This window comes from Clostridium sp. KNHs205, assembly GCF_000702945.1.
Taxonomy (GTDB): Bacteria; Bacillota; Clostridia; order Lachnospirales; family Lachnospiraceae; genus Anaerocolumna.
In genome coordinates this window covers 781,293-807,142 of the sequence record NZ_JNLE01000005.1, presented here as the reverse complement: position 1 = coordinate 807,142, position 25,850 = coordinate 781,293, and the positions used below count along the sequence as shown (strand labels likewise).

Here is a 25,850-nt window from a genome sequence, read left to right as displayed (position 1 = left end):
TGAGGCACACTCTTTTTTTAGATGTCTAAAGGCATTGGTAGTTTCTTCTGGAGATAGTTCATCATGAACCAAGCTACATAAAAACTCTGAAATATCCTCCATTCCAGGTTGTAATCGATAGACGACATCGCATCTTTGTATTTGGCTTCAATTACTCATGAAGTCGTCGTATCAGCTTATAAACTGTACAATTTTCGATGACAAGAGGTTTTCTGTGGGCAAAGAATATGATACCCTCACTTGGGGCGATAATCTGTGAGATGACTTCCCCCTCGATAGGATCGACCACTTCTGCCAGAAGGTCTCCAAAAGCTACTTCTTCGCCAGGTTCTTTGAACCTTTTGTAGATACCGGATACGTCTGCTCTGATAGACATCAGGCTTTCTTCCTCCAGGGTAGTTGCTATAAAGCCGTTATGGCAGTTATATTTGATAATCCCCATTCGGGTGAGGAAACGAAGCACAGAGGAAACAGCCTGATTAGCCGATTTCTCATCTATATAATCCGTAGCGGAAGTATATACGCTAAAGGCATTTGTTCCGTTCATCTGCCAGTTATAATTTAAGGTGGCAGTATCAATAGGGCGTGGTTTTCTGGTCACTACATAAGGAAGTCCGAACAGATTGGCAAGGCTGGTATTCTGATACCCGGTTTCCATCATTCTGACATGGGGAATAAAATCACCGGGGGTATGAAAGCTTGCAAACTGTATGCCGTAATTATAACCTTTTACAGCTTTGAAGATACCGTCAGCAATTCGTCTGGTGGTTTCACCTTCTGCGTCACCTGGAAACATACGGTTAATATCAGTGTTATCCATAGCCCAGAAGCGTTTTTCTACATTGATGGAGTAGTGATTTACAGAAGGTATCACCATAATTTCATTATTATTTACGATAGCACCGGCCTTCTCCAGCTTATCAAGGATTTTAACGATCTGAGAGCAGATGTAGAGCTGCTGTACTTCATTACCGCGGGTTGGTCCCACGATGCAGGCAGATTTCTCACCTTTCCCGAAATGATAGGAGGGAATGCTCAGTTCACCGCGAAAAGGAGTCTTGATGGAGTATACTGTGTCTTTTATCATGTAAAATTACCTCCTAATATACGGACTATCAAAGAGCCTTCATTTACTACGGGATATTCCCTTAAGGTAAATACCATACCATCACAGGGAGCAAGAATATGCTGGTTGATCTCACCGGTCAGACTGTCTACGATGTCTCCGATAACTTCACCTTTCTTTATACCCATCCAGTGCTCTACCTCAGGCAGAAAGATTCCGGAGGCTTCCGCATGAACCATGGTTACTTCACTTCCGCCTTCTGTGGAGATAATCGGTGTCTTAGGGGTTATAACTTCACCCTCCCACATTCCAAGCTCTTTCAGGAGACAAAAGATACCTTCTGTGATTTGATCCCCAAACTGCTTTGTTATGCGCATACCGGTACCCATTTCAACAGCGATGGTAGGAACTCCGCTGGTATTGAGTGCATGGGTCAATGTGGCATTCTGTACGGTAGCAGAAGGATGCACCCAAACAAAGTCAAGGTTCAAAAGCTTGGCATAGGGCAAAAGCATTTTGGCATTCTCTTCAATCATTCGAACCTGTGGGATCTCACGAAGAAATATATTAGAGGAATGCAGGTCAACACAGAGTTCAGATCCCAGGATATCTTCTACGATTGCCTGAGCAGCATTTTCTGCCATATCACCGTTTTTATTTCCGGGAAAACAACGATTCAGATCCAAATCAAAGGCTGGTATTCCACGTGTAAGAGACTCAATTCCCAGGGGGTTTAGACAGGGATATATATCAATGATTCCATGAAGTAAATGAATGTTGGCTTTGATTCGCCGTATGATTTCGTAACAGATATACTGACCTTCCAATTCATCGCCGTGAATTCCGGAGACGATACAGATTCTTTTCTCTGCACCGGTCTTATTTAGAGGTTCAATACGGTTTTTCCATATGTTCATACTTTCTAATACCGGTAAGTCGATAGAAAATACGGACTTTATCATAAAACCACATCCTTTCCGCAGTTTTTTCAACTAATCATAACATTTTTCTGTAAGAAAAACAAGAACGGTAATTGCTGAAAATAATACTTGAGGTTATAGATATATTTGGGTACAATATGGTGTAATAGTGTTTGAAAAGATGGGGGTTTGCAAGGGGACGGAGAATTGTACAAAAGAGAAAGCACTCATGCTTCAATTCCAAGGTATAAGAAGTCCTAATTCTCTGAAGATTTTGTGCTTGTCATAATGTAAAACAGATAACTCGCTACGCATGAGTACACTATGTGTACTCAGACAATCTGTTTTACATTATAGCACAAAATCTTCAGAGAAAAGGACTTCTAATACCTTTCCATAGGCACATTCGTACTTTCTCTTTTGTACAATTCTCCTGAAATTTTTGAAAGCAGGATTTTTTAATACATGAATTATGAATAAAATTAATAATAAAGAAGAAGTAGCTTTGTAATGCAAAAGAATACTATAAAATGAACAGAGATGCCATTTTAAGCTTCTTTCATCGGAATATGTGCCGCAGCTGGCGGCGGAATAGAGGAAAATATGAATATACAGTTTGAGCAGAAGAGCAGCAGTTTTATACTGCAGACAGAAAAATCCACATATATTTTACAGGTTCAAAAGGATAAATATCTATCCCATATTTATTGGGGCAATAAAATAGACAGTCCGTCAGTGCAAGCTATGGTTAAAGCCTCAGGAAGAGCCTCCTTTAATGCTACCGTAAACGGTGATGACTGGTATTCCCTGGATACGATACCGGCGGAATACCCTTCCTATGGTAATACGGACCTTCGTATGCCGGCTTATCAGGTTCAATTGGAGAATGGTACCAGAATTACGGATTTAACCTATGCTTCCTATGAAATTCTGAAAGGCAAACCGGGACTGAAAGGTCTTCCAGCCGTATATACCGAAGCAGAGGAGGAGGCAGAGACCCTTCAGATTACCTTGAAAGATGAGCTGATTGGACTTAAGGTAATCTTATCATATTCCGTTATAGCAGGATATGACGCGGTTATTCGGTCTGCCCGCTTTGTAAATGAGGGACAGACCTCTTTAAAATTACTTCGTGCTTTAAGTATGAGCATGGATTTTGACCATCAGGATTTTGATCTGATAACCTTATCCGGAGCTTGGGCAAGAGAGCGTCATGCGGTAAGGAGAGGACTTGTTAACGGAACCCAGTCTATTGAAAGCCGCAGGGGAGCCAGCGGACATTCAGAGAATCCCTTTATGGCACTGGTATCAAAGGATGCAGGTGAAGCAATTGGAGAAGCATATGGTTTCAGCCTGATATATAGCGGAAATTTTCTTGCAAGTGTTGAAGTAGACCAGTATAAGACTGCCAGAGTGGCTATGGGAATCAATCCTTTTGATTTTACCTGGGTGTTGGGAAGCGGGGAAGAATTCCAGACTCCTGAAGCTGTTATGGTGTATTCCTCAGAAGGTATCGGTGAAATGTCAAGAACCTATCACAGATTGTATCGTAACCGTCTGGCAAGGGGAAAATATCGTAATGCCTTACGTCCGGTAGTTATAAATAACTGGGAAGCGACTTATTTTGACTTCGCAGAAGAAAAACTGACTGCACTGGCAAAAGATGCATCAGCATTAGGAATTGAATTACTGGTATTGGATGATGGCTGGTTTGGTAAGAGAAATTCCGATAACTCAAGTCTTGGTGACTGGTTTGTAAATAAAGAGAAGCTTCCGGGAGGCTTAGATTCTCTGGCAAAAGCCATTAAAGCAGAAGGTATGAAATTCGGACTGTGGTTCGAGCCGGAAATGATATCCCCGGATTCTGAGCTTTACCGTGGACATCCGGACTGGTGCCTTCACGTTCCTGACAGATTTAGAAATCTTGGCAGAAATCAGCTGATACTGGATTATTCCAGAGCTGATGTGCAGGAGGCTGTTATTGATATGCTGTCTGACATCTTGAACAGTGCGGAGATTTCCTATGTGAAATGGGATATGAACAGAAATATGTCTGAAATCGGATCTGCAAAACTTACAGCGGAACACCAGATGGAGACTGCTCACCGCTATATCCTTGGTTTATACCGGGTAATGGAGGAGATTACTTCTAAGTTCCCTGAGATTCTATTTGAGAGCTGCTCCGGAGGCGGCGGACGTTTTGATCCGGGAATCCTTCACTATATGCCTCAGAATTGGACAAGTGATGATACAGACGGAGTTGAGCGGCTTAAGATTCAGTATGGTACCAGCCTTGTTTACCCTGCAAGTGCGATGACAGCTCATGTATCTGCTGTGCCGAACCATCAGACCGGAAGAGAGACCTCCATTCATTTCAGGGGAGATGCTGCCATGGCAGGTAACTTTGGTTATGAGTTGGATGTAACAAAGATGTCCGATGAAGAAAAGGAGATTGTAAAGAACCAGGTCGCTGCTTATAAGAAGCTGAGAGGACTTATTCAATATGGTGATTTCTACCGCCTGTTAAGCCCTTTTAAGGGGAATCACACAGCCTGGATGTTTGTAGCAGAGGATAAGAAGGAAGCGGTTGTTTTCTTCTACCGCGTCCTGAATACTCCTAATGATGCGTTGTTCCGTTTTAAGCTGAATGGTCTTGACAGTGAATTGGAATATGAACTGGAAGGCACTGAGGAGGTCTTAAGAGGCTCCCAGTTAATGAACTATGGCTTAAATGTTCCGGGAGATTTATGCTGGGGAGATTTTAAGAGCAAAGTGTATGTTTTTAAGGCTAAATAGCTTTAAGTTACCGTCCCGTCTTATTGTGAAACCGGAACTTGACGCTCAAGCAATTTATTAGACTTTTATCAGAAGGATCAAAGAAAGGGGAGTTATAAACATGGTTATCAGTGCCTCCAGGAGGACAGATATTCCAAGATTTTATTCCGATTGGTTTTTTAACCGGCTGGAAGAAGGTTATGTCTGTGTCAGAAATCCTATGAACGCGAATCAGGTCAGCAGAATTAATCTGAACCATGATACGGTGGACTGTTTTGTTTTCTGGTCAAAAGACCCTGCGCCGATGCTTCCTAAGCTACCGCTGCTGCTTCATAATGTTTATCCCTTCTATTTTCAATTTACTGTAACACCCTATGAGAGAGAGCTGGAACTTAACTTACGGGATAAAAAAGATATTATAGATACCTTTATAGAATTATCCCGTATGATTGGTACAGAAAAGGTCATATGGCGTTATGATCCGATAATTTTAAATGAGAAGTACACCTTTGATTTTCACCGTCAGGTTTTTGAGGATATGTGCCGCCGTTTATGTGGATATACTACGGTGTGTAATATCAGTTTTGTGGATATTTATCAAAAAATAAAAAAGCAGGAAGAGTCCGGTGTCTTACGAAGGATAACAGATAATGAAATGCTTGGTCTAAGTGCAGAATTAGAAGCCATTGCTGGTAAATATGGAATTATCGTTAAAAGTTGTTGTGAGGATATCCTTCAGAAGGTATCCGGTATTCAAAGAGCCAGTTGTATAGATCCGAAACTGATAGAAGTACTCTTGGGCCGGGAAATTAAAATACGAAAAACTATCGGTCAAAGGGCAGGTTGCGGTTGCATGGAGAGCATTGATATTGGAGCTTATAATACCTGTTCCAATGGTTGCCTCTATTGTTATGCTAATAGTGGACTAAGAACTGCAGAGAGAAATCTGGAAACTCATAACAGCAGGAATGAATTACTGATTGGAAGCCTTAGGGAAGAGGATAAGATTACGGAAAAGCTTATGAAAAGGATTTAATTCATGTATATTTGCCGGATACCGGATTAGTAATTGGGAATACTGACCTTGTAACTAAGATAGAGAAAGGATGTATCTTATGAGTTCACCCAATGAAAAGCAAAACAATTTAAAAGCAACCTCTAACAACACAAAAGAAGAGTTAGAAGAGAAATACAAGAAAACAAGGGATATTTATGTTGGTTCAGCTATGGTACACAAAGCAGCCTATGAACCTCAGTCGGAATGCAATCCGGATAACGGTGCATTTTTTGAGGAGAGAAGCAATCCCTTAAGCAGCAAAGGAAATTAAGGTCAGCGAAAGCAAAAAAGCAATAAAAGAAATTAATCAGCAAAATAAATTATTGGTAATAAAAACTAAAATAAAGAGTTGCTGCATTATAGGAATCAGACTTACAAAGTCCTTCATTCCTTTTGCAACAACCCTTTTTTCATCTCTTATATGGGATTTAGCTTGTAAGCTGTTCAATAAAATATCTTGCGGCATTTGAGAGAGGGATATTATCATTATAGGCAGCCACCAGTTTTCTGGAGGGCAGCGTTTCCTTTAATTCGATAGGTTCCAGTTTGTTCTCCGGGTCTCTTTTGTAGCAGAAGTCGGGAATAAAAGCGACTCCGAGACCGATTTTAGCCAGATCTATCAATAGGTCATTACTGCTTAATTCCACTGCCGGAACCAGATCCAGTGAATGCTGTAAGAACAGATTATGCAGGAATTCGCTGGTGGTAGAATGTTTCGTAAGCATCAGAATCGGGTATTTAAGCAGCTCCTCCAAGGTAAGAGGTTCATCTTTCACCGGATAGAAGTCCTTGTTTACGATAAAAGTGTCATTAAATTCCAGAACAGTTTCTATATGCATACTATTTATCAGGGAAGAGTTCGGTGAGTTCGTAACAATAATGTCTACTTCATTATTTTCTAACATTTTGGCACACTGGAAGGAAGTCCCGTTTGTAACCTTAATATGAATTCTCGGATATTTTCGATGAAAGTCTTCTAAAAAGGGTACAAGATAATAACGGCAAATAGTATCACTGGCACCTAAGCGCAGCTGGCTCTCGCCTAATGAGGAAGCCTCAAGAAGCTGATTTTCACCTCTGCTGATTAAATTTATAGCCGGCTCAATGTGTTTATATAGAAGTTCTCCTTCTTTGGTTAAGGAGACCTTTTTTGTGCTTCGTAGGAAAAGGGTCTGATTCAGATTTCCCTCCAATACTTTAATAGACTGGCTTACAGCGGACTGGGATATATACAGGGAGGCAGCAGCCTCGGAGAAGCTTAAGGTTTTGGCTACATAATAGAATACCTTATATAGCTCGTAATTAATATCCATGTATTACCTCCTCTCATTGGTAATTTTATTTTGTAATTCCTGGTATAGCTTTATTTACCTGGAAGGAATAACCTCCAGCCAATAACCATCGGGATCATTGATGAAATAGATACCCATTGTAGGGTTTTCAAAGCAGATGCAGCCCATTTCCTTGTGCTTTTTGTAAGCACCATCAAAATCATCGGTTACAAATGCCAGATGGAATTCGTTATCTCCTAAATCATAAGGATGATCCCAATCGCTTAACCAGGTAAGTTCTAATAAATGGGGGGTGGTTTTATCGCCAAGATAAACGATGATAAAGCTTCCGTCTTCCGGTTCATGACGTCTGGTTTCAGTCAAGCCCAGAGCTTCGTTATAAAATTTTAAAGATTTCTCTAAATCCAATACATTAATGTTATTGTGTGCAAATGTAAATTTCATATAATCCTCCATTATTGTTCTGCCAAAGAGCAAATAAATTTTAATCTATCTGGAAAGTCTGCCCTTCAAATGAAATATCTATAATCTTATCTCTGTAGATAGAAGCCTCTTCTGAATTCTTAAACTTTTCAATGACGCTGTAATCAAGCCAGAAATGCATGGGAAAAGCCACTGAAGTCCTGGTATTCTGCATAAAATAATCAAAACCAAGACTGTATAGTTCCTCCTGTCTGGGATCCAGGGGCAAAAAAGCCAGGTCAATTTCTTTGCCGGATATTTTATTTATTTCATCTTTAAAATTCTTTGTCATATTATTATATTCGGAAGTAGTATCATCCTTCCAGACCCACCAGTTTAAGTCACCTGCATGGTAAAGTGTTTTACCCTTCTCACTTATAAGAAAAGCTACACCTTCATCTGTTGAGCGAAGAGTATCAACTTTAAGGGAATCTTTCATGGTTATGGATTCATTTTTTCCGATTGTAATAATATTATATTTATCTCTGTTCAGTTCTTTTAAACGGATATCTTTTGATAAAATATAGGTAACGTCAGGATATTTCTCTGACAATTCAAAAATAACAGGGCTGAAATGATCCTGATGGAAATGGCTGGAGAAGACAAAAAGGGGTTTTTCTTTCGTAAAATTGGGGATATTACCTTTATAATAATCAAAGAGAAAAATTGATTCTTCTGTTTCAATGCTAAAACAACTGTGATGAATATAAGTAATAAGCATAGGCACCTCCTTATTTCACTGCATTAATAATGATATTCTAACTCATATGCAAACATTTGTACAGCCTTATGGATGAAAATAGCCAGGTTATTTAGGAAATAAAATTATATGTAAATTAATGTTGATTTTTATTGAAAAGACTTGAAAAAAAAGTAAATCTTGTATATTATTAAGTTGTATCATTTGCTTGGGAAGCAAGAAATGGTATCGGATTGTACTAAATTTAATATCGTTGTTCGACAGTATTCACACGAAATAGAGGGCAATTAAGGGGTTATGAGATACGGTTGGAGGAGGATAAAATTATGGAAGCTAAGAGCAGGCTTTACAAGAATAAGTATAGTAATCCGGAAGAGAGTGTTGTGAGCGGTTCTAATCTAAGATATTTTGATATTGAGAAAAAGCGTCAGGAGATTCACAGGTTATTAAATATGTATGATGGTTCATTTGATAGTGTTGAGGTAATCGAATTAGCGAGAGAATTTGATGATGCCATGATTGAATTGTACCAGAGAAAATAAAAGCAATGAAATAGTTATAAAAGCGGCAAATATAATAACGGCTGTAACAGTAATAATAAAGGTAAATCAGGTGCTGTAACAAAGCAACAGTACCTGATTCAACCTTTTTCAGTTTTATCAGAAGTTGTATTTTTCTGATATAACTGTATCATATGACCCTTAATGTAATCTTTCTGCTCATCACTAAGCCTTCTGTAGTAGCTTAATGTATTCCATTCATCTCTGGTTAAGGATTTATCGGAATGATAAGCAGAACCCTCTTTTATAAGATCCTTTGATTTATCTTGTTTTACATTAAATAAATAATCAACTGTAACATCAAAGTAAGTCGCCAATTTTAATAAAATATCAGGATCCGGGGTGCTGATATTTCTTTCATAGTTAGACATAGTAGATTTACTCACCCCAAGTATATTAGCCAGTTCATTCTGGGTGAGGGGTTTGGAAAGCCTCAGGGTTTTAATTTTTTTACCAATATCCATAGAAATCACCTCTCCAATAAATAGTATCATAAATATTAATATTTAAAATGGTGTTCTATTAATACTGGAATTATTCCAATATAATTTGACAAAGCCGTAAATATATGCTACAATAAAAACATAATTTACTGGATATTTCAGCCATATATTTATAATAAAGCATAAGGCAGCTGAAAACTCTATAACCCCTCAATAAAGTTGATTCTGTTTTATGCTTTATTATAAATATATGTATGCTAAATATTTAACTGCCAAAAACTTCTTTACATCATTTCCAATTGGGAGCAAATATGTTATAATCTAACTGTGTACAAACCTGTGTTGTGACTTAATACTGATAAGTGTTTCAAATACACCTAAAGTATATATCAGAGGAAGAATGTACATAATTGAGAAGAATATATTAGAGAGGATGATGGCATATGTTAAACCCGGAAGTATCAAAACTTTTAAATGAACAGGTAAATAAGGAATTCTTTTCTGCGTATTTGTATATGGATATGGCTAATTACTATGCAGATCAGAGCCTGGATGGATTTGAGAACTGGTTTTTCGTCCAGATGCAGGAGGAAAGAGATCATGCATTATTATTCCGAAAATATCTTTTAAACAACGGAGAGCAGGTAGCCTTAACTGAGATAGCAGGACCGGAAGGCGGCTACAAGGATTTTAAGGAGCCTTTAACTCAGGCATTGGAGCATGAGCAATTTGTAACTGCCTCTATTAATACCATATATGAAGCAGCTTATCGTAATAAAGATTTCCGTACCATGCAGTTCCTTGACTGGTTCATCAAAGAGCAGGGTGAGGAAGAGAAGAATGCAGAGGACAATATCAAGAAATTTGAACTTTTTGCAGGAGATCCAAAAGGACTGTATATGCTGGATAATGAATTAAAGTCAAGAGTTTATGCAGCACCTTCACTTGTTTTAGATTAATTTTAAATTTAATAATATTGAATTTTGAAAAACCGGCAATTTTCCTATATGTCTCTCATGCCTATGGCAGTGAGCAGGTCATATAGAAAGTTGCCGGTTTTTTGTATTATATTGATTTAGAAGCAACTTTTATTAGATTAATGAATAATTCTACAGAACTTTAAAATAAAGGACATTCTATATTTCTCATTTGAGTTGTAGCGCAAGCGAGTTAAATATGCATCGTTGCTGCTAATTATTAAGAAGCAAAATTTACACACCGAACTGCGGCAGTGTCACATCTGCAGGCAGATGGGGCATATAATGGGAGCTAGTGTAAATCTGACTTCCATTTCACCCGCAGAATCAGGATTGTTGTTATAAGTGCAGCTGCATAGTTAGAGAAAAGGTTTCCCCAGAATACAGAATAATAGCTTAAATGCTGCTCAGTAGCCAGAATAAAGATATATCGCAGCAGCCATACACGCAGGATACTAAGCACCAGTGTAATCTTTGTCTTACCCAGTCCTATAAAGGCTCCCTGTTCTACCATACAGATTCCAAAGCCAATGACAGAATATGTGTATATATGTAGAGCTTTATTGGCGATTGCCAGGACTTCCGGTTCGCGAGTAAACAGGACAGTGATGTGGGAGGACAGTGGTACGACTACGGCTATCAAGATTGTAGCTGTAATGGCACTGATGATACAGCCTATTAAGCAGGAATACTTTGCCCTTTTGCTTTGTCTGGCTCCGATGTTCATACTGACCATGGTGGTTACGGCAGAACCAAAAGAGGAGGGGAGAATAAAGCAAACGGAGGTTATATTATTGGCAATACCCTGGCCATTTAAAACAACTGCTCCATATTTTTCGACCTCATTGTTGATCAGAAAGAAACCTAAGTTCAGCATCAGACTTGAGAGCATGGAAGGAAAACCGATGAGTAAAAGCTGGCGGATAGTAGTTTTCTCAAAATGAAAGCCTTTTAAGTCCAGTCTGTCCCCTGATTTCTTAACAAAGAGTTCATAGAACATCCATAGGGTTATAATGATATTAGAGGCTAAGGAAGCCATTACAGAACCAATCAAGCCCCAGGAGAATACAGCTACGAACAGGGTATTAAAGAGTACTTTGAGTACCAGCATGATGATCATACGGATAAAAGCATCCTCAGGTTTACCGCTGGCATTTTTTATTGCGTTATATATGGATTCCAGAAATGAGAACGGCAGAACAAGTGCATTCAAAGAGATATAGAGGAATACATAGTGTGCAATTTCCTTGTCAACATGGGAGGATATGGGAAAGGCAAGGCCTGCTAACAGGGGAGCCAATACAAAGCCCAGTATGAAAGCGAAGACTACTAATTGTATTGTTATACGTCTGCTGGCTTTATAATCACCCCGGCCATTTGACTGTCCGATAATTGCCATTCCGGCTACACTTAATCCCTGTGAGAGGGCGGAGGTCATATTGACGATAGGAGTTGCGTAGGTTACAGCGCTGGCGGCTGTCGTACCTGCAAGATTATTTAGAAACAGACCATCTATAACGGGTATCAGAGATTGTACCACGCCCATCATTAGTGCGGGTATTGAAAGGAGCAGGATTGTTGAGAAGACATTTCCATTTAAAATAAGTTCTCGGCGCTGTTCCATGTTTTGATTCAGAAACTTAAACTTCATTGTTTATCACCTGTAAGTTATTCTAACGGAGACTAATGTGACCGTGCAAAAAGGTATTATACGCCTTTTGAGGGGGAAGGTCAAGGGAGAAAAAGGGGGGAGGAGGATTTGGATACTTGGATTGGAGGGGGGGGTGAGGGTTATGGGGAGGGTGGAGGTTGTGGAAAGGGGGCGAAAATCCGGCTTCCTCTTTGTGCGTTTTGTTCGGACAAGAACCCAGCATCCACTAAGGCTGCATGGATTGCTTAGGGCAGTTCCGATAAAGCCAAACTCGCGATTTTGGGTTGTGGTTGCGGAGGTTTTTTGACGCTCAGACATGGCTTTTTCGGAACTTGGCGCATTCCTTGCAGCCTAAGTGGATGCTGGAACCTTTCCGAGACAAAACTCCCAAAGAGGAAGCCGGATTTTCTTTGGATTTCGATGATCACGGGATTTGATTACTGGAAAGGATGAGTTATTAGTGAAGAATAAGAGGAAGGAATGATAAGTGAAAGATAATGTCATAACGGAGGAAGTTTTAATCGAAAATTATATTATATAATTTGAAATATTATCCATATAGTGGTATATTTAGACTACGTATATTAGCAATAATGGGAAGTTAGCTGAACTGCGCTTAACGTGCTTAAAGAGATGTTAGATTTGAGCAATTAAGCAACGAGTAAATAGCTTTATAAATAAATCGGCCACTGAACATTGTTCTCCCTATGAACACGAAAAACTGCTTTATTTTAAAATTTGAGGTGAAAAACAAATGGCTATTATTAGATTAGGACATGAAAACTATATTATAAATGAAAATGACATAATTTTAGATAACGGTTCGAATTATGTCATTATTACAAAAGACGTTGGGTCTGGTTTAGATTCATTCCACCCTACAATATCTAAAGCAGATTTCAATGATTTACGAACACATGGCATGATATTTACGAATAACGAACTGATGAGAACTGCTCGTGAGAACGAAAAACAAAACACGGTTACTTATTGGAAATTTAGAATGGAATTGATAAATCAATATTACGGATAAACCATATGTACTTAATTTTGTTTATTATCTTTTATGTGGAGGAGTAGTTATGAATAAGTATGAAATTGAGAACGCAATATACCAAGAAATGTCTGGGAAACTAAAAGAAATAGGGAAAATGCCGTTTGATAAAGGATTACCGTTATTGCAACGTGAAGCGTGGCGGCTTGCTGATAAATATGACACGGATGGTGGCAATGTTATCAACATCCTTATGTCCTACATGAATAAGGAGGAGAAAGAGTGAACATACACAGAGGACTTGCTCTTGTAGTATCCAATGATAAGTATCAGTTTTGTAATCAACTACCTTCATGTAAGAAAGATGGCTCAGATGTGGAGAAAACTTTGAAGGCACTTGGATTTGACACTTTTACTGCGCATGATTTTACTCGTACTGATTTGTTTGACTTAATTGGTAAGTTTCTCGTTGAAGCAGTTTCATACTCGACAGTCCTTCTTTACTATTCTGGACATGGTGTTCAAATCGATGGCGAAAACTATATTGTTCCAATTGACTGTAACCCAACACCAAATAAGTCAATTCTTATAAACACGGGCTTAGTTCCGATAAGGATTATTGTAGACTACATGTATGAAAACCCACAGAAATCAAACATCATCATTCTGGATGCTTGCAGAACATCACCGTCGTTTACAAAGGATGTTCTAAGCGGAGGATTGGCTGAAATAAAATCTGGACGTGGTACATTTATCTCCTTTGCAACAGCACCTAACACAGTTGCGATTGGATCATCTTCGCCAGATGAGAATAGTGTATTTACAGCTTGTCTACTCCATCACATTGATAAGCCTAATGTCAAGATTGAAGATTTATTTAAGCAAGTTCGTTCTGATGTATTAATTCGAAGCGGGGGAACACAGAATCCTTGGGAAAGCACCTCCCTTACCGATGATTTCTTTTTCAACATAATGTCGGAAGATCAGATAAATGAAGATATTTATCAAGTGATAAGGGATAATAGTACAGCAGATACTCTAATATACTTATCTAACCATTACCAGCACCCTATTTCAGCAATCTATAGAATCTATCACCATCAAAAAAGTGAAAAGCCAGGCGGTATCCACTTTAGCGACAAAGCAGAATTTGAAGCCTATATTTTGCATCAGATATTTGAGTTTGGGTTTGAGTTTAAACACTATCGCTGGATGTACGAAAATAAAGCCGTTGTGATGGGAGAGTTCTACCATGACCCATCTAAAATTGCATTGGAGCCTTCGGGCAAAGAAATAAATGTTACATTTAGCTTATGTGAACCGAGTATTGATTCAGATGGTTGCAAAATCCAGGGGATAACTAGCTTGCCATTAAATACGAATCTTATGATAGGGTTGAAGAATACTGATTTACAATATTCTGCTCAATCTAAAGCACAAGTTCGGCCGGGTGGAAGTTTTTGTAGTGAGCACTTTACACAGGATAAAGACGCTTTGCCGTGTGGTGAATACAATGTGACCATTTCGATGCCGATTGCCAGCGTTCAACCAAAGGACGTACAATTACTTATTGGTGACAGAGGATGTAATCTGACTGGAACCTATATCAGTTCATCAATAATAAGCGGAAAGACCGTTGAATTTCAACAAATCATCTCGATAGGATAATAGTATAAATGTCAAACGAAAATCTTTCATCATAATCAGATGCTTAATGAACTGTTCATTATCTATATTAGACAAGCTATTTTATAGGAATTGAACTGCCCATCATATTTATTAATAGAACTTCACATGGTTATAGTGTTACTATTGATTATACCAAGGTTGAAATAGAAAGGAGAGTATTGATGTATTTGTTACTAAATACATCATACAAGATAAAACATGATTAACAAATCAGAAACAAAAATCCAAATAGAATTAGACCATACATATTTTAAGGATAATGACATTTATTTACTTAATAATGAAGTAAATACCAGTCATTGTGTTGAGTTTGTACGCTCTCTTCCGGATTATAAGTATAGCTCTGGTGAGGATATTGCTGTTATTGTATTTACCGTATTAAATGGTGTCGGAATTAACGCTCTATACGATATAATAAAATGTAGCTTTTTTACACTTATTAACTATTTGAAAAAGAATAATGTAACCAAAATTGATTTGTATCACAATGGAAAAAAGACAAGAATAAGGCTTAATTTTTCTCTTTCCAACGAGGAACAAAGTAAAATAGTTGATAGTATTGTTACACTCCTAGCAAAAGATGATTCAGGAAGTGCAAACAATGACTGAAAATAATCGTAGCTATTCAAATGCTGAAGGAGTGTATGATTCTGACCAAAGGCTATTAAAATTGGATTTTGAAGAATATGATCACACAAAGATTGAGTCTGAAATTATTGCCTTTCATGAAACTATGCATCACTGGCAATTCTTATTCACTCCATATGGTCAGCTTATATTTGGTGTAAATGATTATTATTATGTTGAAATTATTTCTTGTTGGTTAGCTGCTACCAAGCAAAATAATTACGCCGCGGTGCCCTTTGCATTAATGGCAGATACAGAAAATTTAACTACACTCGAACAAATAGTTAAAATATTTATAACTACTCTAGCTTATAAACAAATCAAATTGCTTGAGATTTCTGACGAAGAAGTATTTAGCCAATCACACGTTAATATTACCTCGCAAGATTTTCACCCAATAATTAATTTGTGTGGCAATGACTATATCTTTACAACGTTAGATATTATTGAAGGGATGGCAAAATATCAAGAGGCTGCCTTTGCTTTTGTCAACTACTCTATACCATTTTCTGCTACAATCAATCCCAATAGTTTACCACCGAATTATTGGGCTGCATACATATATTTCACTGAACAGATTGGTGAATCACGCTCGTTTGAGTTTTTAATAGTATGTGAAATAGCTCTATCTGTTGATAGGCTTATTCCATTTACAATCTTCCCTACAGATGATAAAGAAATGGAGACTAAATGGAAATCACAACACCCAGCATGGAGATTTATTCGAATTATAGATTTACTCAGCAAATCACAAGAATCAATTGTCAAAATAACTCCCACAAATTACGAAGAACAGTTTTTGCCATACTGCAAAGCCATCACTGATTTGTGCGGTTTCATTAACATCGAAGTTTCTATGCAAAGGGCAAGTAAATATAACATTGATCGCCTAAATGCCACAAATATTAAGAATAAGGATTATTTACCGCGCTTAAATGATTTAGTTAAAGCTGTTAAAATTAAAAAAGAAAATCCGTGGTTTCTATGTTTCCCGCTATTCGCTACAAAAGATCTGTGGGAGACAGTACAAGACCTTGGTCCTTATATTTATAATATAGGAGATAATCTTTACTTTGCTTGTAGAGATAATGTGAATCTTGAGGTGGAAACTTTATCAGAATTACATCTTCAAGCTTTAGCAAAGCAAATCATCGGAATACAATCCTCATATAAAGTTGGACTAAGTAGCTTACAATGCGGATTCGCATATTATGGTGTAAGGGGTTGCAATTTTTTTAACAATGGTTATTGTAAAGGTTGCGTACAGAGCGAAAGTTTATTTATTCCAGTCATTTGTGATGGGGATATCACTAAGGTTAATCAGTGTTCTTTCGGTTCTTTTCTTCATTCAATTAACATCACAGATAAAATGATTAAAATAGACTTTACTAAGAAATTGGACGTGAAACAATTGTTGTTGTCTTCTTATCAAGGTAATCCTTTCTCAGATGAAGACAATTCAATGATATTCAGCAGCTATTTTTATGGAAGATAACCCAAAAAAGAAAGAACGTTTTCGATTTCTGCATGCTTTAAGGTTAGAAAGCTAGTGAGTAAATAATATAAATAGGTTTGCTTTTGTAATTTGCAACTTCCCATTATATTTATGAAAAGCAGAATGTGCGATCGGAACATATATAAGTGGGGATTACGTAGAAGTTCAATACAAGCTAATCAAATAACTACCAAATAAAGAGTATTCCTGTTATCCTTATTTTCCTTTATTATACATACAAGAAGGAGTGAAAACATTGAATCAGCCAAGGAAAGGTATATATACACCAATAACTCGTGATGAAATGGTATTGCTATTCCATGAGGCCAATGCTAAATTTCTTTCCCAAAACACTGATTTATTTGCAACAGAAGTCGCAGAGCGAACTCTTTGTGGCGCCTTGATGGTCGCTATAAACAGTGTAATTAAAAAGGGGTTTAAAAGGTTGAATCGTTATAGAAATTATTTTGTTGACGTGGAATATAATCGAAACGGAGGGAAAGTTAAAACAATAATTAATGACGATTTTAAAATTGTACCGATTAACTGTGATCTTATTTTGCACAGTAGAGGTCATCATAAATGGCAAGATAATTTGATTGCAATTGAAATGAAAAAGGCCGCTCGCCCCGAAACAGAGAAACTAGATGATAGAAATCGATTAATTGCTTTAACAAGGTTAACAGATGGGGTATGGTCTGCAGATGGAGTGACTTTACCAGAGCATGTCTGTGGATATGTATTAGGTATCTATTATGAAGTGGACATTAAAAATATGACTGTTCATATTGAATTTTATTCAGAGGGGGATAAATTTGCAGAGGAGCAAATTGATATATAATAAAGCTTAAGAAATTAAACTTCTTATAATGACACATATATGACTATGTTCACTAAGCAGTTTTGAGGGTTATAGCTATCCTTTCCTAATCTGCTAGCAAAGGATAGGTTATTCATACTGACTTAAGTTGTGAGGCAGATTAAACTTTCCCATTATATTTATAATACAATCTCCGTTTATCCGTATAAACCTATATAACTAAGGAGGGAAAATTGATAATGATTGTACGGCTTCATGTTCCATATGTAGAAAAAGATTTGGCAAAGGCAAATGGAGCCAAATGGAACCCGATTGCAAAAACTTGGTTCACTGATGATGTAGCAAAATTATCGGGATTGTCAAAGTGGATTAGCTCCCATAATGTTATTTGTGACCATTTATATATATTAAATATGAAGCGCATTTGCTGGAAATGCAAGCGAGAAATAGATGTTGTGTGTTTAGCCTCAGATGAAAGCTTTTCGAAGGAAAACGGGTATAAAATTGATTCAAATGTTCAACTGTTTTCTTACGTTGAGGAAATGCCGGACATACTGGCATCTTACATGAAAGAAGAATTTGCCTATTTTCCTTCATACTCCAAAACAATCGATTCCAATTATTATATTAATCATTGCAAATTTTGTAAGAGTATTCAAGGTGATAATTTTTTACATGAAGTCCCAGCGGAATCATTTTATAAAAAGCTCTGTTATGTAAACAGTAAACTAACCAGTTATTCTAAAATCAATAATCAATTCAGTGTGCTTCTACAAGCTCAACTACCATATTATGATGAGGTTAGCAGTTCTTTAGATATGATGTTGGCTCATATGCGGACAGGTATTGAAAATAGAGAGAGCCTCAACATTACGCAAAAGCTAATAAATGGACTATTCAGAGTCAGCATTCCGGGGCAAAGCGTCGATATTTGCAGCTTGTAGTCACCAGTTTTTTGAAGATTATATTACAGTTAGCTGTTACACAAATATGATTCTAGATTAAAATTAACTTCCCATTATATTTATGGAGTGAAAAAGAGAGAAATAGACAAACATGGATTTGTAGGAAGGAAAAACAATGATACAAGTAGTAATTTTTGATATGTTTGAAACTTTAATTACGCACTATCATAGTCCACTATATTTTGGAACACAGATGGCGGAGGACGCAGGAGTTCCAGAATATAAATTTCAGGCACTTTGGCGTCCGACTGAACATGAACGTACTATAGGTAAATTAACATTGGAAGAAACTTTGGAAATAATTCTTAAAGAGAATCATTGTTACTCCGAATTACTTTTAAAGAAAATCGTAGAAAAACGTATTGCGGCAAAGGAAGAATGTTTTAGACATTTACATTCTGAAATTATTCCAATGCTTTCAGCATTGAAAAACAAGGGATTTTTGGTCGGATTAATTAGTAATTGTTTTTCAGAGGAAGCTGATGTAATCCGAAAAAGTGAACTATTTCCATATTTTGACGCTGTTTATCTTTCATATGAACAGGGAATTCAAAAACCAGAAGAGGAGATTTTTCAAAGATGTATGGATGGCTTTTCTGTGAAAGCAGAAGAATGTATATATGTTGGAGACGGAGGTAGTGATGAGTTGGAAACTGCTAGAAAACTTGGGATGGAGGCGGTTCAAGCAGCTTGGTATCTACAGGAAGGAACAACACAACCTTCAAAGCGAAAGCATGACTTCTTCCAAGTGGAAAAACCGCTTGAAGTGCTGAATTTTGTGGATATGTAGGCTATTAAAGTTGATTTTGTTTCGGTGATAACGAACTGAATGGAGTTTTAGTTCTAAATGGAGGCTGAAGCAGTAAGCTTCGGATTCAAAGAAATGCAGAAAATTCAAATTGAACTACAGGAAAAATACATAGATAAATGAAGTGGATTATCTCTTGAAAAGGGAAGAGGTAGATTTCTCTGAATGATGATTGAAGCATGTAAAGCGCTCATCAAACTCCAATTTACAGCGACTTCAAAACTTCCCATTATATTTATAAGCAGTGATATTAATCCAATGGTAAAATAGATTATTTATGTTTGTACGAAAGGATGGAATGTAATTATGAGAGAAGACTGGTCAAATGTTTCAGAAGACAAACTTGCTAAATTGTTTCCAATTATTCTAAAGGAACACGATCCTAAATAGATCGAATATTATATACACGAAAAAGATTATCTGCAATCCGTTTTCGGAAATCATATTATAAGAATAAGCCATATTGGAAGTACGTCTATTCCTGGTTTGATTGCAAAACCTACTGTTGATGTTTTGCTTGAAGTTATAGAAGATATTGATATAGAGGCAATAACTGAAAAGATGTTAGACGAAGGATACGTTGTTAATGCAGCTAAGAGTGATATTATCACATTTATAAAAGGTTATACACCACGTGGATTTGAAGGACAAGCAGTACATATCCACGTTCGGAATTATGAAGATTGGGGGGAGTTATATTTTAGAGATTTTCTTATTTTGTATCCAGATGTGGCAAGAGAGTATGAAAAATTAAAGATGAGGTTAAAAGACCAATTTTTGTATGATAGAGATGGCTATACAGAGGAAAAAGGGCAATTTATTCAAAAATATACAGAGCAGGCAAGAAGAGAATTTCCTAATAGATATTACCCAATGGGTTAATATATTTTTTTAAACGAACTTCCCATTATATTTATAAATGTTATAAAGAATAAACAAATCAGAATATATGATGGAGGGAATTATGGTACGTTTGGCAACGGTGAATGATGCAGAGCAATTAGACATCTTAAATAGTGAGTTTAATGGTAAAGGTGAGACAACTCTTGAGAATATAAAAGATTCTCTTTTAAACAATCAGCAGGAAGTTGTCATTGTAGCAGATGATAATGGTTTGCTTGGGGGATTTGTTTGTATTCAGTTGAAAAAATCATTTTGTTATGATGAATATATGCCTGAAATCACAGAGTTATATGTTAAGATGGAATACAGAAAAAGAGGTATTGCAAGTGCAATGATAATCTTTGCTGAAGACTACTGTAGCAAGAAGTATCCACTTCATAAATATGAGCTTCTAACGGGCAAAAATAATTTCATTGCTCAATCAGTATATGACAAACTTTGATATACAAATGATGGAGAAATTCATCTGTCAAAGCGGGCGAAGAAATAGACAAATTAGATTTGTCGGGCAGTTGAATGGTTCGCTGTTGTTAGCAACTGCGAACAGAATATTATATATATATTAGAGGAGGTTAAAAATGACTATTATTGAAACGGGTTGGGAACGCAATAAAAGATTACATTTTAACGATATAGTCGAAAATTATGATAAAATGCGACCAGAATATCCACAAGAGATTTTTGAAGATGTTATAAATTATTCCAATGCTCTGACGGGAAAAGGCGCCATTGAAATAGGGGCAGGAACAGGAAAAGCCACTCATCCTTTTCTTGATGCAGGATATGACGTAACCGCTATTGAGATAGGTTCAAATATGGCAGACTTTCTTTTGAAAAGATTTAGTGGTCATAAAGGATTTAATGTTGTCGTTTCTTCTTTTGAAGACGCTGTATTACAAGAAAGTAGCTTTGATTTAATATATTCTGCGACAGCTTTTCATTGGATAGATGCCGAAATAGGGTGTCAAAAAGCATTTCGCTTATTAAAAGATGGAGGAACAATTGCCTTGTTTCGTTATAATGCTATTGCTGCTAATGGCGATGAGCTATATGATGAAATACAAGCTATCTATGAAAAACATTATTATAGTTATTACACATCAGATACAAGACCAATAAAAAAAACAAAAGAAGATTTTGAAAAGCCATCCGAAATTTACAATTCCTTTAGATTTGAGGATTTAAGGACTTATGGTTTCAAGGATGTATCAATGAAATTTTATGATGGTTATAAAACATTTAATGCAGATGAATACATTACTTGGCTTGAAACTATGTCTGACCATAGAGGCTTACCAGACAGTAATAGAAAGATACTTTATGCTGGGATAAAAGAAGCAATCATAGAACACGGCAATCACCATAAAATAGATTTCATTTTCCAATTATATATGGGCAGAAAATAATTATAATCTAACATTGCTTAGCTCGCAATCTTTATAAACAACGAACGAAAACATAACGACAACTTCCAATTCGTAGGGAGTAAAAGTGCTGATTAAGCAAATTCAAATCTATAGATATACTGTTACTTCCCATTATATTTATTAAGGTTATAAAGAATAAACAAATCAGAATTTGTCAGGAGTTGCTAATTCGCTATTGTTTGTTATTGCGAAGTAAAATTATTATATTTGGAGGTGTAGTATGCTGAAAACAAAACGGCTTGAATTGGTTGGGTTTGATGTTAAATATGCAAACGATTTCTTTGAACTATGGAGCGATTTTGAAGTAATAAAATATACATTTACACCTTTATTGACCACCATTGATGAATGTATTAACTTAATTGAACATCAGATAAATCGGACAGACAAAGACTTCATAGACCGCTTTGTTATTCTGCTAAATAATAAAGCTATTGGTATGGTTGGTTGCATTTGTATGGATAAAGCAAATTTTGTTTATGGGCTTTATTATCAAATATCTAGAGTTCACTGGGGGTGTGGTTATGCAAGCGAAGCAGCGAGTGTAATAATGCATTATGTTTTGAATGAATACCCAAATGCAATTTTTAAAGCAGAGGTAGTATCTGAAAATCCAGCAAGTGCAGCGGTATTGATGAAAATTGGATTAAAACAAACACATGTAGAAGAAAATGGATTTAAGCGAAACAATTTTGAACTTGATTTAATACATTATTCTAATGCTTAACCCCACAAAATGAGCATAGTCCTCAATTCGTATTCTTTCAAAAAGCGAATCAAATCTAAGTGAACAATTCCAATTTGCATGGGATTCTAAACTTCCCATTATATTTATTAAGCAGCTCGTTATAAGAATAAAAGAAATGCAATTATTTATTATATATTCGAAAGGGGCAATTTGTATTGGATAAAAAAGCTAAAGGTATTTTATTCAAAACGTATTGGTCAAGTTCAGGATGGAAAGATGATAAAACCACCGCCCTTAGTGATTTCGCATATGCGAAAGAAAAGGGGTTAATGTTCGACCCTTTGTCCATCTCACACGATGATTGTGTTAACAGGATTATTGATATTGTTAATGCCATTACACTGGATCAAGTTTCGAAAGCGTTTTTGAGTAGTTTATCAACACGTCGGCTTGACTGGCGATCTGGGATAGGCTCATATAACATTGCAAAACTGTTCACTCCACACAAATATACACCCGTTGAATCAGGCCATTCATATAAAGATGGTAAAGTTGTGCATACATCATACACCTGCAAGGTTTGTCAAAATCTGAATTATGGAGTTGTTGGACATGAGTGTTATATAAATGAGGATTTAAATGTGCTGAATTTTGAACGTATAAATTGGGGCGGCGTTCGACATGGTAATTTGATTTATACACTCTTTGATTTAGAGCAGTTCGCCAAAGAGTGTATTCCCGAACCAACAGAAACGGATATTGAGATATTAAAAAGTATATTAAGTACAATCGCTTCATGCAATCCTGGCGATTCTCCAAGCTTATTGCGTGACAAACTTAATGATGTTCCTGACCTCAAATCAAGCAAGGATGAAAGATCTATTATTATCGAAATCTTAGCATGTATAGAAGTTCTGAAACCTATGTTTTATGACAGGAGGACAGCAAGCAAGAACGATTGGACATATGCTGAGTTTTGGCGTGGGGAGGACGGGTATAACACAGAAAGTGTCGGGAAATATTTTGGTAAATATTTGGGCAAATGGCAAATATAATACGAACTTCCTATTATATTTCTTTGTTATGTTCTTAGAAAATAAAGATAAAAGCTTTTAATAAAGAAATAAATACATACTTGGGTAGAAATAGAGGACCTCCGGGATATGATAAAGTCCTTACAATAGGATGTTTCGAAAGCAAAAAAACGTCATAACATGAATGAATAATAGTGTACATAAAATAGGAGGATTGAAAGGAAGAAATGAAACATGAAATAAATAAAACTAAAAGGTTAACAAATATATTATTTATCATATATTTAATTGCTGTGTTTGAAATTATTGTATTTAAATTAGAACTGCCGTTTCGTAATATAGGATACCTTCGAAATATAAATTTAATCCCATTTAATGAATCATTAATAGTAAACGGAAAAATTGATTTTTCTGAAATTATTATGAATATGGTAATTTTTATGCCTCTAGGTATTTACGTAGAGATAATATTTTCGAAATGGTCCACTGCGAAAAAGTTTTCAATATTTTTTATTATAAGTTTGATATGTGAAGTACTGCAATATATATTTGCTGTAGGAGCTTCTGATATTACAGATATCATCAATAATACGTTGGGAGGGATTATAGGTTTTTTGATATTTAAGGTAATTGTCAAAATATTTGATAATAGAGTTAAAGCTCATAAATTTATTAATGTAATTGCAGTAATCGGAACTGTTTTAATGATATTGCTCCTGGCAATTATTTTAATTACTAATTTGTAATCCTTTGGCTTTTTGCAATTAAAGTTCAGTAAATCAAATCCCTTCTTCACACGGTAATTAAATGCTATAGGGGAAGTTTGTTATATAAAATTGTTATATAAAAAGTCATTAACAATGCAATATGAAAATACAAATTGTAATATTTAAAATGGGGTATCTTTATGAAAAAGCGAAATTTTTTTTTCTTGCTAATGGTATTGATATTAATATTATCAGTATGTGGATACAAACAAAGATTATTATCAGAAGAATCACTTCTCACCAGGAGTGAAACGACACAGATTATATTGCCATCAGACACGGTGAAAGATACCTCTGTTAATGATGAGTTTCAAGCTTTTATTGAAAAATGGAAACTTTCAGGACTTTTACCCGAATGTCGCTCTCTCACAACAGAAAATCAGGATGAATTTTTAAAATATTTTAAACAGTATGATGATGTTACACGTAATTATATAATATTACTTTTACAGGGGATAGCTGCTGGTACAGCAACATTAGGCGATGACACCAACGACCATAATCACGGCGTTTATCTTACGAATTGCGCGTATTGCTTATATGATATGAACCAGGATGGAGCTCCAGAATTTATATTAAAGACGGGTGGCTGTGAGGCTGCTTACAAGTATACGGTCTATACGGTCGTTAATGGTAAACTGATTAATTGTGGGGAACTTAACGGCAGCCATTCCAGTTTGTATACCAATGGTTCTGGCAGTTTTGTGCGTTATGAGTGTCATATGGGGGTATATAATATTGATGTATCTATATTGGAGGGAACGATATTAAAAACGCAAAAAATCGCAGACGGTGTGATTGACTTCGAGGAGGATTATCCTACATTGGATAAATACTCTTACGGGGATTACGATCAGTCTATGTCGTTCAGCGGTATACCAACACTTTTCCTCGCTCCAGCAGGCTGATGAAAATATCAGCGAATCATAGAGAGTTTCCTTAATGGCATATTGCGAGAGCTTGAGTTACCGGAACCGGATTGGTATGCTTATAATGAACCAGAAGGTTCATATACAGATTCGCACAGTACGAAATAACTTCCTGATGTATAAGATTTTGATATTTGCTTTTTAACAAGGAGAACCAAATGAAAACATTGATTATAAACGGCTCAACTAAGAAAAATGGAGATACCTCAACGCTTATTGATGAATTTCAGAAATTTCTAAAAGGAGAAGTGAAGACTATTTCATGCTCTGGTAACATTTCACCCTGTAGAGACTGTCGATATTGTTGGACAAACAGTGGATGTTGTATTGAGGATGAGATGCAGGAAATATATCCATTTTTAGATGAGTGTGAGAATGTTGTTCTTGCATCACCAATATGGTTTTCGTCATTAAGTGGCCCACTCCTTAATATTGCAAGCCGTTTTCAAACGCTTTTTGCAGCTGCATATTTTCGTAAAGAACAGAAGGCTGTAAAACAGAAAAATGGAGTAATACTCCTGGTAGGAGCAGAAAAAGGTACGGAAGTAATCCCAACCCAAAACGCACTGACCATAATGAAATTTATGAATGTCAAACGTCCCTGCATTGCAACTGTGTATTCCCTTGATACAAACAATACCCCTGTTGAAAAAGATAGAACAGCCATAAAGAAAGCCCATGAAGCGGCCCTCTTACTTAACCGCTTGTGTGATAATAACCTCGACTGTGAATCATTTTCTTTTACCGATGACTCAAAAGAAATCACTTAAGTTGATAAGCTTACTTTTCGTTCCGAACGTC

29 protein-coding genes are annotated in these 25,850 nt (G+C 36.4%); 22 read left to right on the top strand and 7 right to left on the bottom strand.

The features are described from left to right. Positions 1–151 precede the first annotated feature (151 nt). On the bottom strand, positions 152–1,087 hold the full coding sequence (locus tag BR73_RS0123170; RefSeq protein WP_033168204.1) for a M14 family metallopeptidase: 936 nt from the start codon (positions 1,085–1,087) through the stop codon (positions 152–154). After that, positions 1,084–2,028, bottom strand: a complete 945-nt coding sequence (locus BR73_RS0123165; RefSeq protein ID WP_033168203.1) for a M14 family metallopeptidase — start codon at positions 2,026–2,028, stop codon at positions 1,084–1,086. The genes BR73_RS0123170 and BR73_RS0123165 overlap by 4 nt, the downstream gene beginning before the upstream one ends. Before the next feature lie 561 nt (positions 2,029–2,589). Here BR73_RS0123165 and BR73_RS0123160 point away from each other — a divergent pair. From BR73_RS0123160 to BR73_RS0123150, 3 genes are all read left to right on the top strand, one after another. Next, on the top strand, positions 2,590–4,782 hold the full coding sequence (locus BR73_RS0123160) for an alpha-galactosidase (RefSeq protein WP_033168202.1): 2,193 nt from the start codon (positions 2,590–2,592) through the stop codon (positions 4,780–4,782). Between the two features lie 100 nt (positions 4,783–4,882). Continuing rightward, on the top strand, positions 4,883–5,797 hold the full coding sequence (locus BR73_RS0123155) for a DUF1848 domain-containing protein (protein WP_033168201.1): 915 nt from the start codon (positions 4,883–4,885) through the stop codon (positions 5,795–5,797). Positions 5,798–5,876: 79 nt separating this feature from the next. Further along, a complete protein-coding gene (locus tag BR73_RS0123150) occupies positions 5,877–6,089 on the top strand; it encodes a hypothetical protein (RefSeq protein WP_033168200.1) in 213 nt (70 codons plus the stop codon). Between the two features lie 157 nt (positions 6,090–6,246). Here BR73_RS0123150 and BR73_RS0123145 read toward each other — a convergent pair whose 3' ends face one another. The 3 genes from BR73_RS0123145 to BR73_RS0123135 are packed head-to-tail and all read right to left on the bottom strand — an operon-like array spanning position 6,247 to position 8,293. After that, positions 6,247–7,131: a LysR family transcriptional regulator gene (locus BR73_RS0123145; protein ID WP_033168199.1), complete on the bottom strand. Its 885-nt coding sequence runs from the start codon at positions 7,129–7,131 to the stop codon at positions 6,247–6,249. 54 nt (positions 7,132–7,185) lie between these two features. Beyond that, positions 7,186–7,554 carry a VOC family protein gene (locus BR73_RS0123140; protein ID WP_033168198.1) on the bottom strand — a complete coding sequence of 123 codons (369 nt, stop codon included), beginning with the start codon at positions 7,552–7,554 and terminating at the stop codon, positions 7,186–7,188. A 40-nt stretch (positions 7,555–7,594) separates the two neighbouring features. Then, positions 7,595–8,293, bottom strand: coding sequence for an MBL fold metallo-hydrolase (locus BR73_RS0123135; RefSeq protein ID WP_033168197.1), 699 nt, complete (start codon positions 8,291–8,293; stop codon positions 7,595–7,597). Positions 8,294–8,598: 305 nt separating this feature from the next. On the opposite strand from BR73_RS0123135, the gene BR73_RS0123130 reads away from it, so the two are divergent. After that, positions 8,599–8,814, top strand: a complete 216-nt coding sequence (locus BR73_RS0123130; RefSeq protein ID WP_033168196.1) for a hypothetical protein — start codon at positions 8,599–8,601, stop codon at positions 8,812–8,814. A 98-nt stretch (positions 8,815–8,912) separates the two neighbouring features. Here BR73_RS0123130 and BR73_RS27870 read toward each other — a convergent pair whose 3' ends face one another. Next, entirely contained in the window at positions 8,913–9,296 is a 384-nt protein-coding gene (locus BR73_RS27870) for a helix-turn-helix transcriptional regulator (protein WP_051685517.1), read from the bottom strand. 422 nt (positions 9,297–9,718) lie between these two features. On the opposite strand from BR73_RS27870, the gene BR73_RS0123120 reads away from it, so the two are divergent. Beyond that, entirely contained in the window at positions 9,719–10,234 is a 516-nt protein-coding gene (locus BR73_RS0123120) for a ferritin (RefSeq protein ID WP_033168195.1), read from the top strand. A 310-nt stretch (positions 10,235–10,544) separates the two neighbouring features. Here BR73_RS0123120 and BR73_RS0123115 read toward each other — a convergent pair whose 3' ends face one another. Beyond that, entirely contained in the window at positions 10,545–11,903 is a 1,359-nt protein-coding gene (locus BR73_RS0123115) for an MATE family efflux transporter (RefSeq protein ID WP_033168194.1), read from the bottom strand. A gap of 37 nt (positions 11,904–11,940) precedes the next feature. On the opposite strand from BR73_RS0123115, the gene BR73_RS28915 reads away from it, so the two are divergent. The 17 genes from BR73_RS28915 to BR73_RS0123035 all read left to right on the top strand — a co-directional run bounded on the left by BR73_RS28915 (position 11,941) and on the right by BR73_RS0123035 (position 25,819). Then, complete coding sequence (locus tag BR73_RS28915; RefSeq protein ID WP_156034913.1) at positions 11,941–12,210, top strand: hypothetical protein; 270 nt, start codon at positions 11,941–11,943, stop codon at positions 12,208–12,210. Between the two features lie 447 nt (positions 12,211–12,657). Then, entirely contained in the window at positions 12,658–12,936 is a 279-nt protein-coding gene (locus BR73_RS0123110; RefSeq protein ID WP_033168193.1) for a hypothetical protein, read from the top strand. A 49-nt stretch (positions 12,937–12,985) separates the two neighbouring features. Further along, a complete protein-coding gene (locus BR73_RS0123105) occupies positions 12,986–13,183 on the top strand; it encodes a hypothetical protein (RefSeq protein WP_033168192.1) in 198 nt (65 codons plus the stop codon). Further along, positions 13,180–14,565, top strand: coding sequence for a caspase family protein (locus BR73_RS27865; RefSeq protein ID WP_051685516.1), 1,386 nt, complete (start codon positions 13,180–13,182; stop codon positions 14,563–14,565). Before BR73_RS0123105 ends, BR73_RS27865 begins: the two co-directional genes overlap by 4 nt. A 219-nt stretch (positions 14,566–14,784) precedes the next feature. Next, a complete protein-coding gene (locus BR73_RS0123095) occupies positions 14,785–15,195 on the top strand; it encodes a hypothetical protein (protein WP_033168191.1) in 411 nt (136 codons plus the stop codon). Continuing rightward, positions 15,188–16,708: a hypothetical protein gene (locus tag BR73_RS0123090; protein ID WP_033168190.1), complete on the top strand. Its 1,521-nt coding sequence runs from the start codon at positions 15,188–15,190 to the stop codon at positions 16,706–16,708. Before BR73_RS0123095 ends, BR73_RS0123090 begins: the two co-directional genes overlap by 8 nt. A 256-nt stretch (positions 16,709–16,964) precedes the next feature. Further along, positions 16,965–17,549, top strand: coding sequence for a hypothetical protein (locus tag BR73_RS0123085; RefSeq protein WP_197032718.1), 585 nt, complete (start codon positions 16,965–16,967; stop codon positions 17,547–17,549). Between the two features lie 218 nt (positions 17,550–17,767). After that, a complete protein-coding gene (locus BR73_RS0123080) occupies positions 17,768–18,472 on the top strand; it encodes a DUF5710 domain-containing protein (protein ID WP_033168189.1) in 705 nt (234 codons plus the stop codon). Positions 18,473–18,608: 136 nt separating this feature from the next. Further along, on the top strand, positions 18,609–19,283 hold the full coding sequence (locus BR73_RS0123075) for an HAD family hydrolase (RefSeq protein ID WP_033168188.1): 675 nt from the start codon (positions 18,609–18,611) through the stop codon (positions 19,281–19,283). 408 nt (positions 19,284–19,691) lie between these two features. Continuing rightward, the gene (locus BR73_RS26895) at positions 19,692–20,183 is read left to right on the top strand and encodes a GrpB family protein (RefSeq protein WP_197032734.1); all 492 of its coding nucleotides are present in this window, start codon (positions 19,692–19,694) and stop codon (positions 20,181–20,183) included. An 82-nt stretch (positions 20,184–20,265) separates the two neighbouring features. Next, positions 20,266–20,646 carry a GNAT family N-acetyltransferase gene (locus BR73_RS0123065; RefSeq protein ID WP_033168187.1) on the top strand — a complete coding sequence of 127 codons (381 nt, stop codon included), beginning with the start codon at positions 20,266–20,268 and terminating at the stop codon, positions 20,644–20,646. A 136-nt stretch (positions 20,647–20,782) separates the two neighbouring features. Beyond that, complete coding sequence (locus tag BR73_RS0123060) at positions 20,783–21,610, top strand: class I SAM-dependent methyltransferase (protein WP_033168186.1); 828 nt, start codon at positions 20,783–20,785, stop codon at positions 21,608–21,610. Positions 21,611–21,851: 241 nt separating this feature from the next. Next, on the top strand, positions 21,852–22,358 hold the full coding sequence (locus BR73_RS0123055; RefSeq protein WP_033168185.1) for a GNAT family N-acetyltransferase: 507 nt from the start codon (positions 21,852–21,854) through the stop codon (positions 22,356–22,358). Positions 22,359–22,534: 176 nt separating this feature from the next. After that, a complete protein-coding gene (locus BR73_RS0123050) occupies positions 22,535–23,374 on the top strand; it encodes a hypothetical protein (protein ID WP_033168184.1) in 840 nt (279 codons plus the stop codon). Positions 23,375–23,580: 206 nt separating this feature from the next. After that, positions 23,581–24,099 carry a VanZ family protein gene (locus BR73_RS0123045; RefSeq protein WP_033168183.1) on the top strand — a complete coding sequence of 173 codons (519 nt, stop codon included), beginning with the start codon at positions 23,581–23,583 and terminating at the stop codon, positions 24,097–24,099. 161 nt (positions 24,100–24,260) lie between these two features. Then, a complete protein-coding gene (locus BR73_RS0123040; RefSeq protein WP_033168182.1) occupies positions 24,261–25,028 on the top strand; it encodes a hypothetical protein in 768 nt (255 codons plus the stop codon). A gap of 179 nt (positions 25,029–25,207) precedes the next feature. Continuing rightward, positions 25,208–25,819, top strand: a complete 612-nt coding sequence (locus BR73_RS0123035; RefSeq protein WP_051685514.1) for a flavodoxin family protein — start codon at positions 25,208–25,210, stop codon at positions 25,817–25,819. Positions 25,820–25,850: the final 31 nt, after the last annotated feature.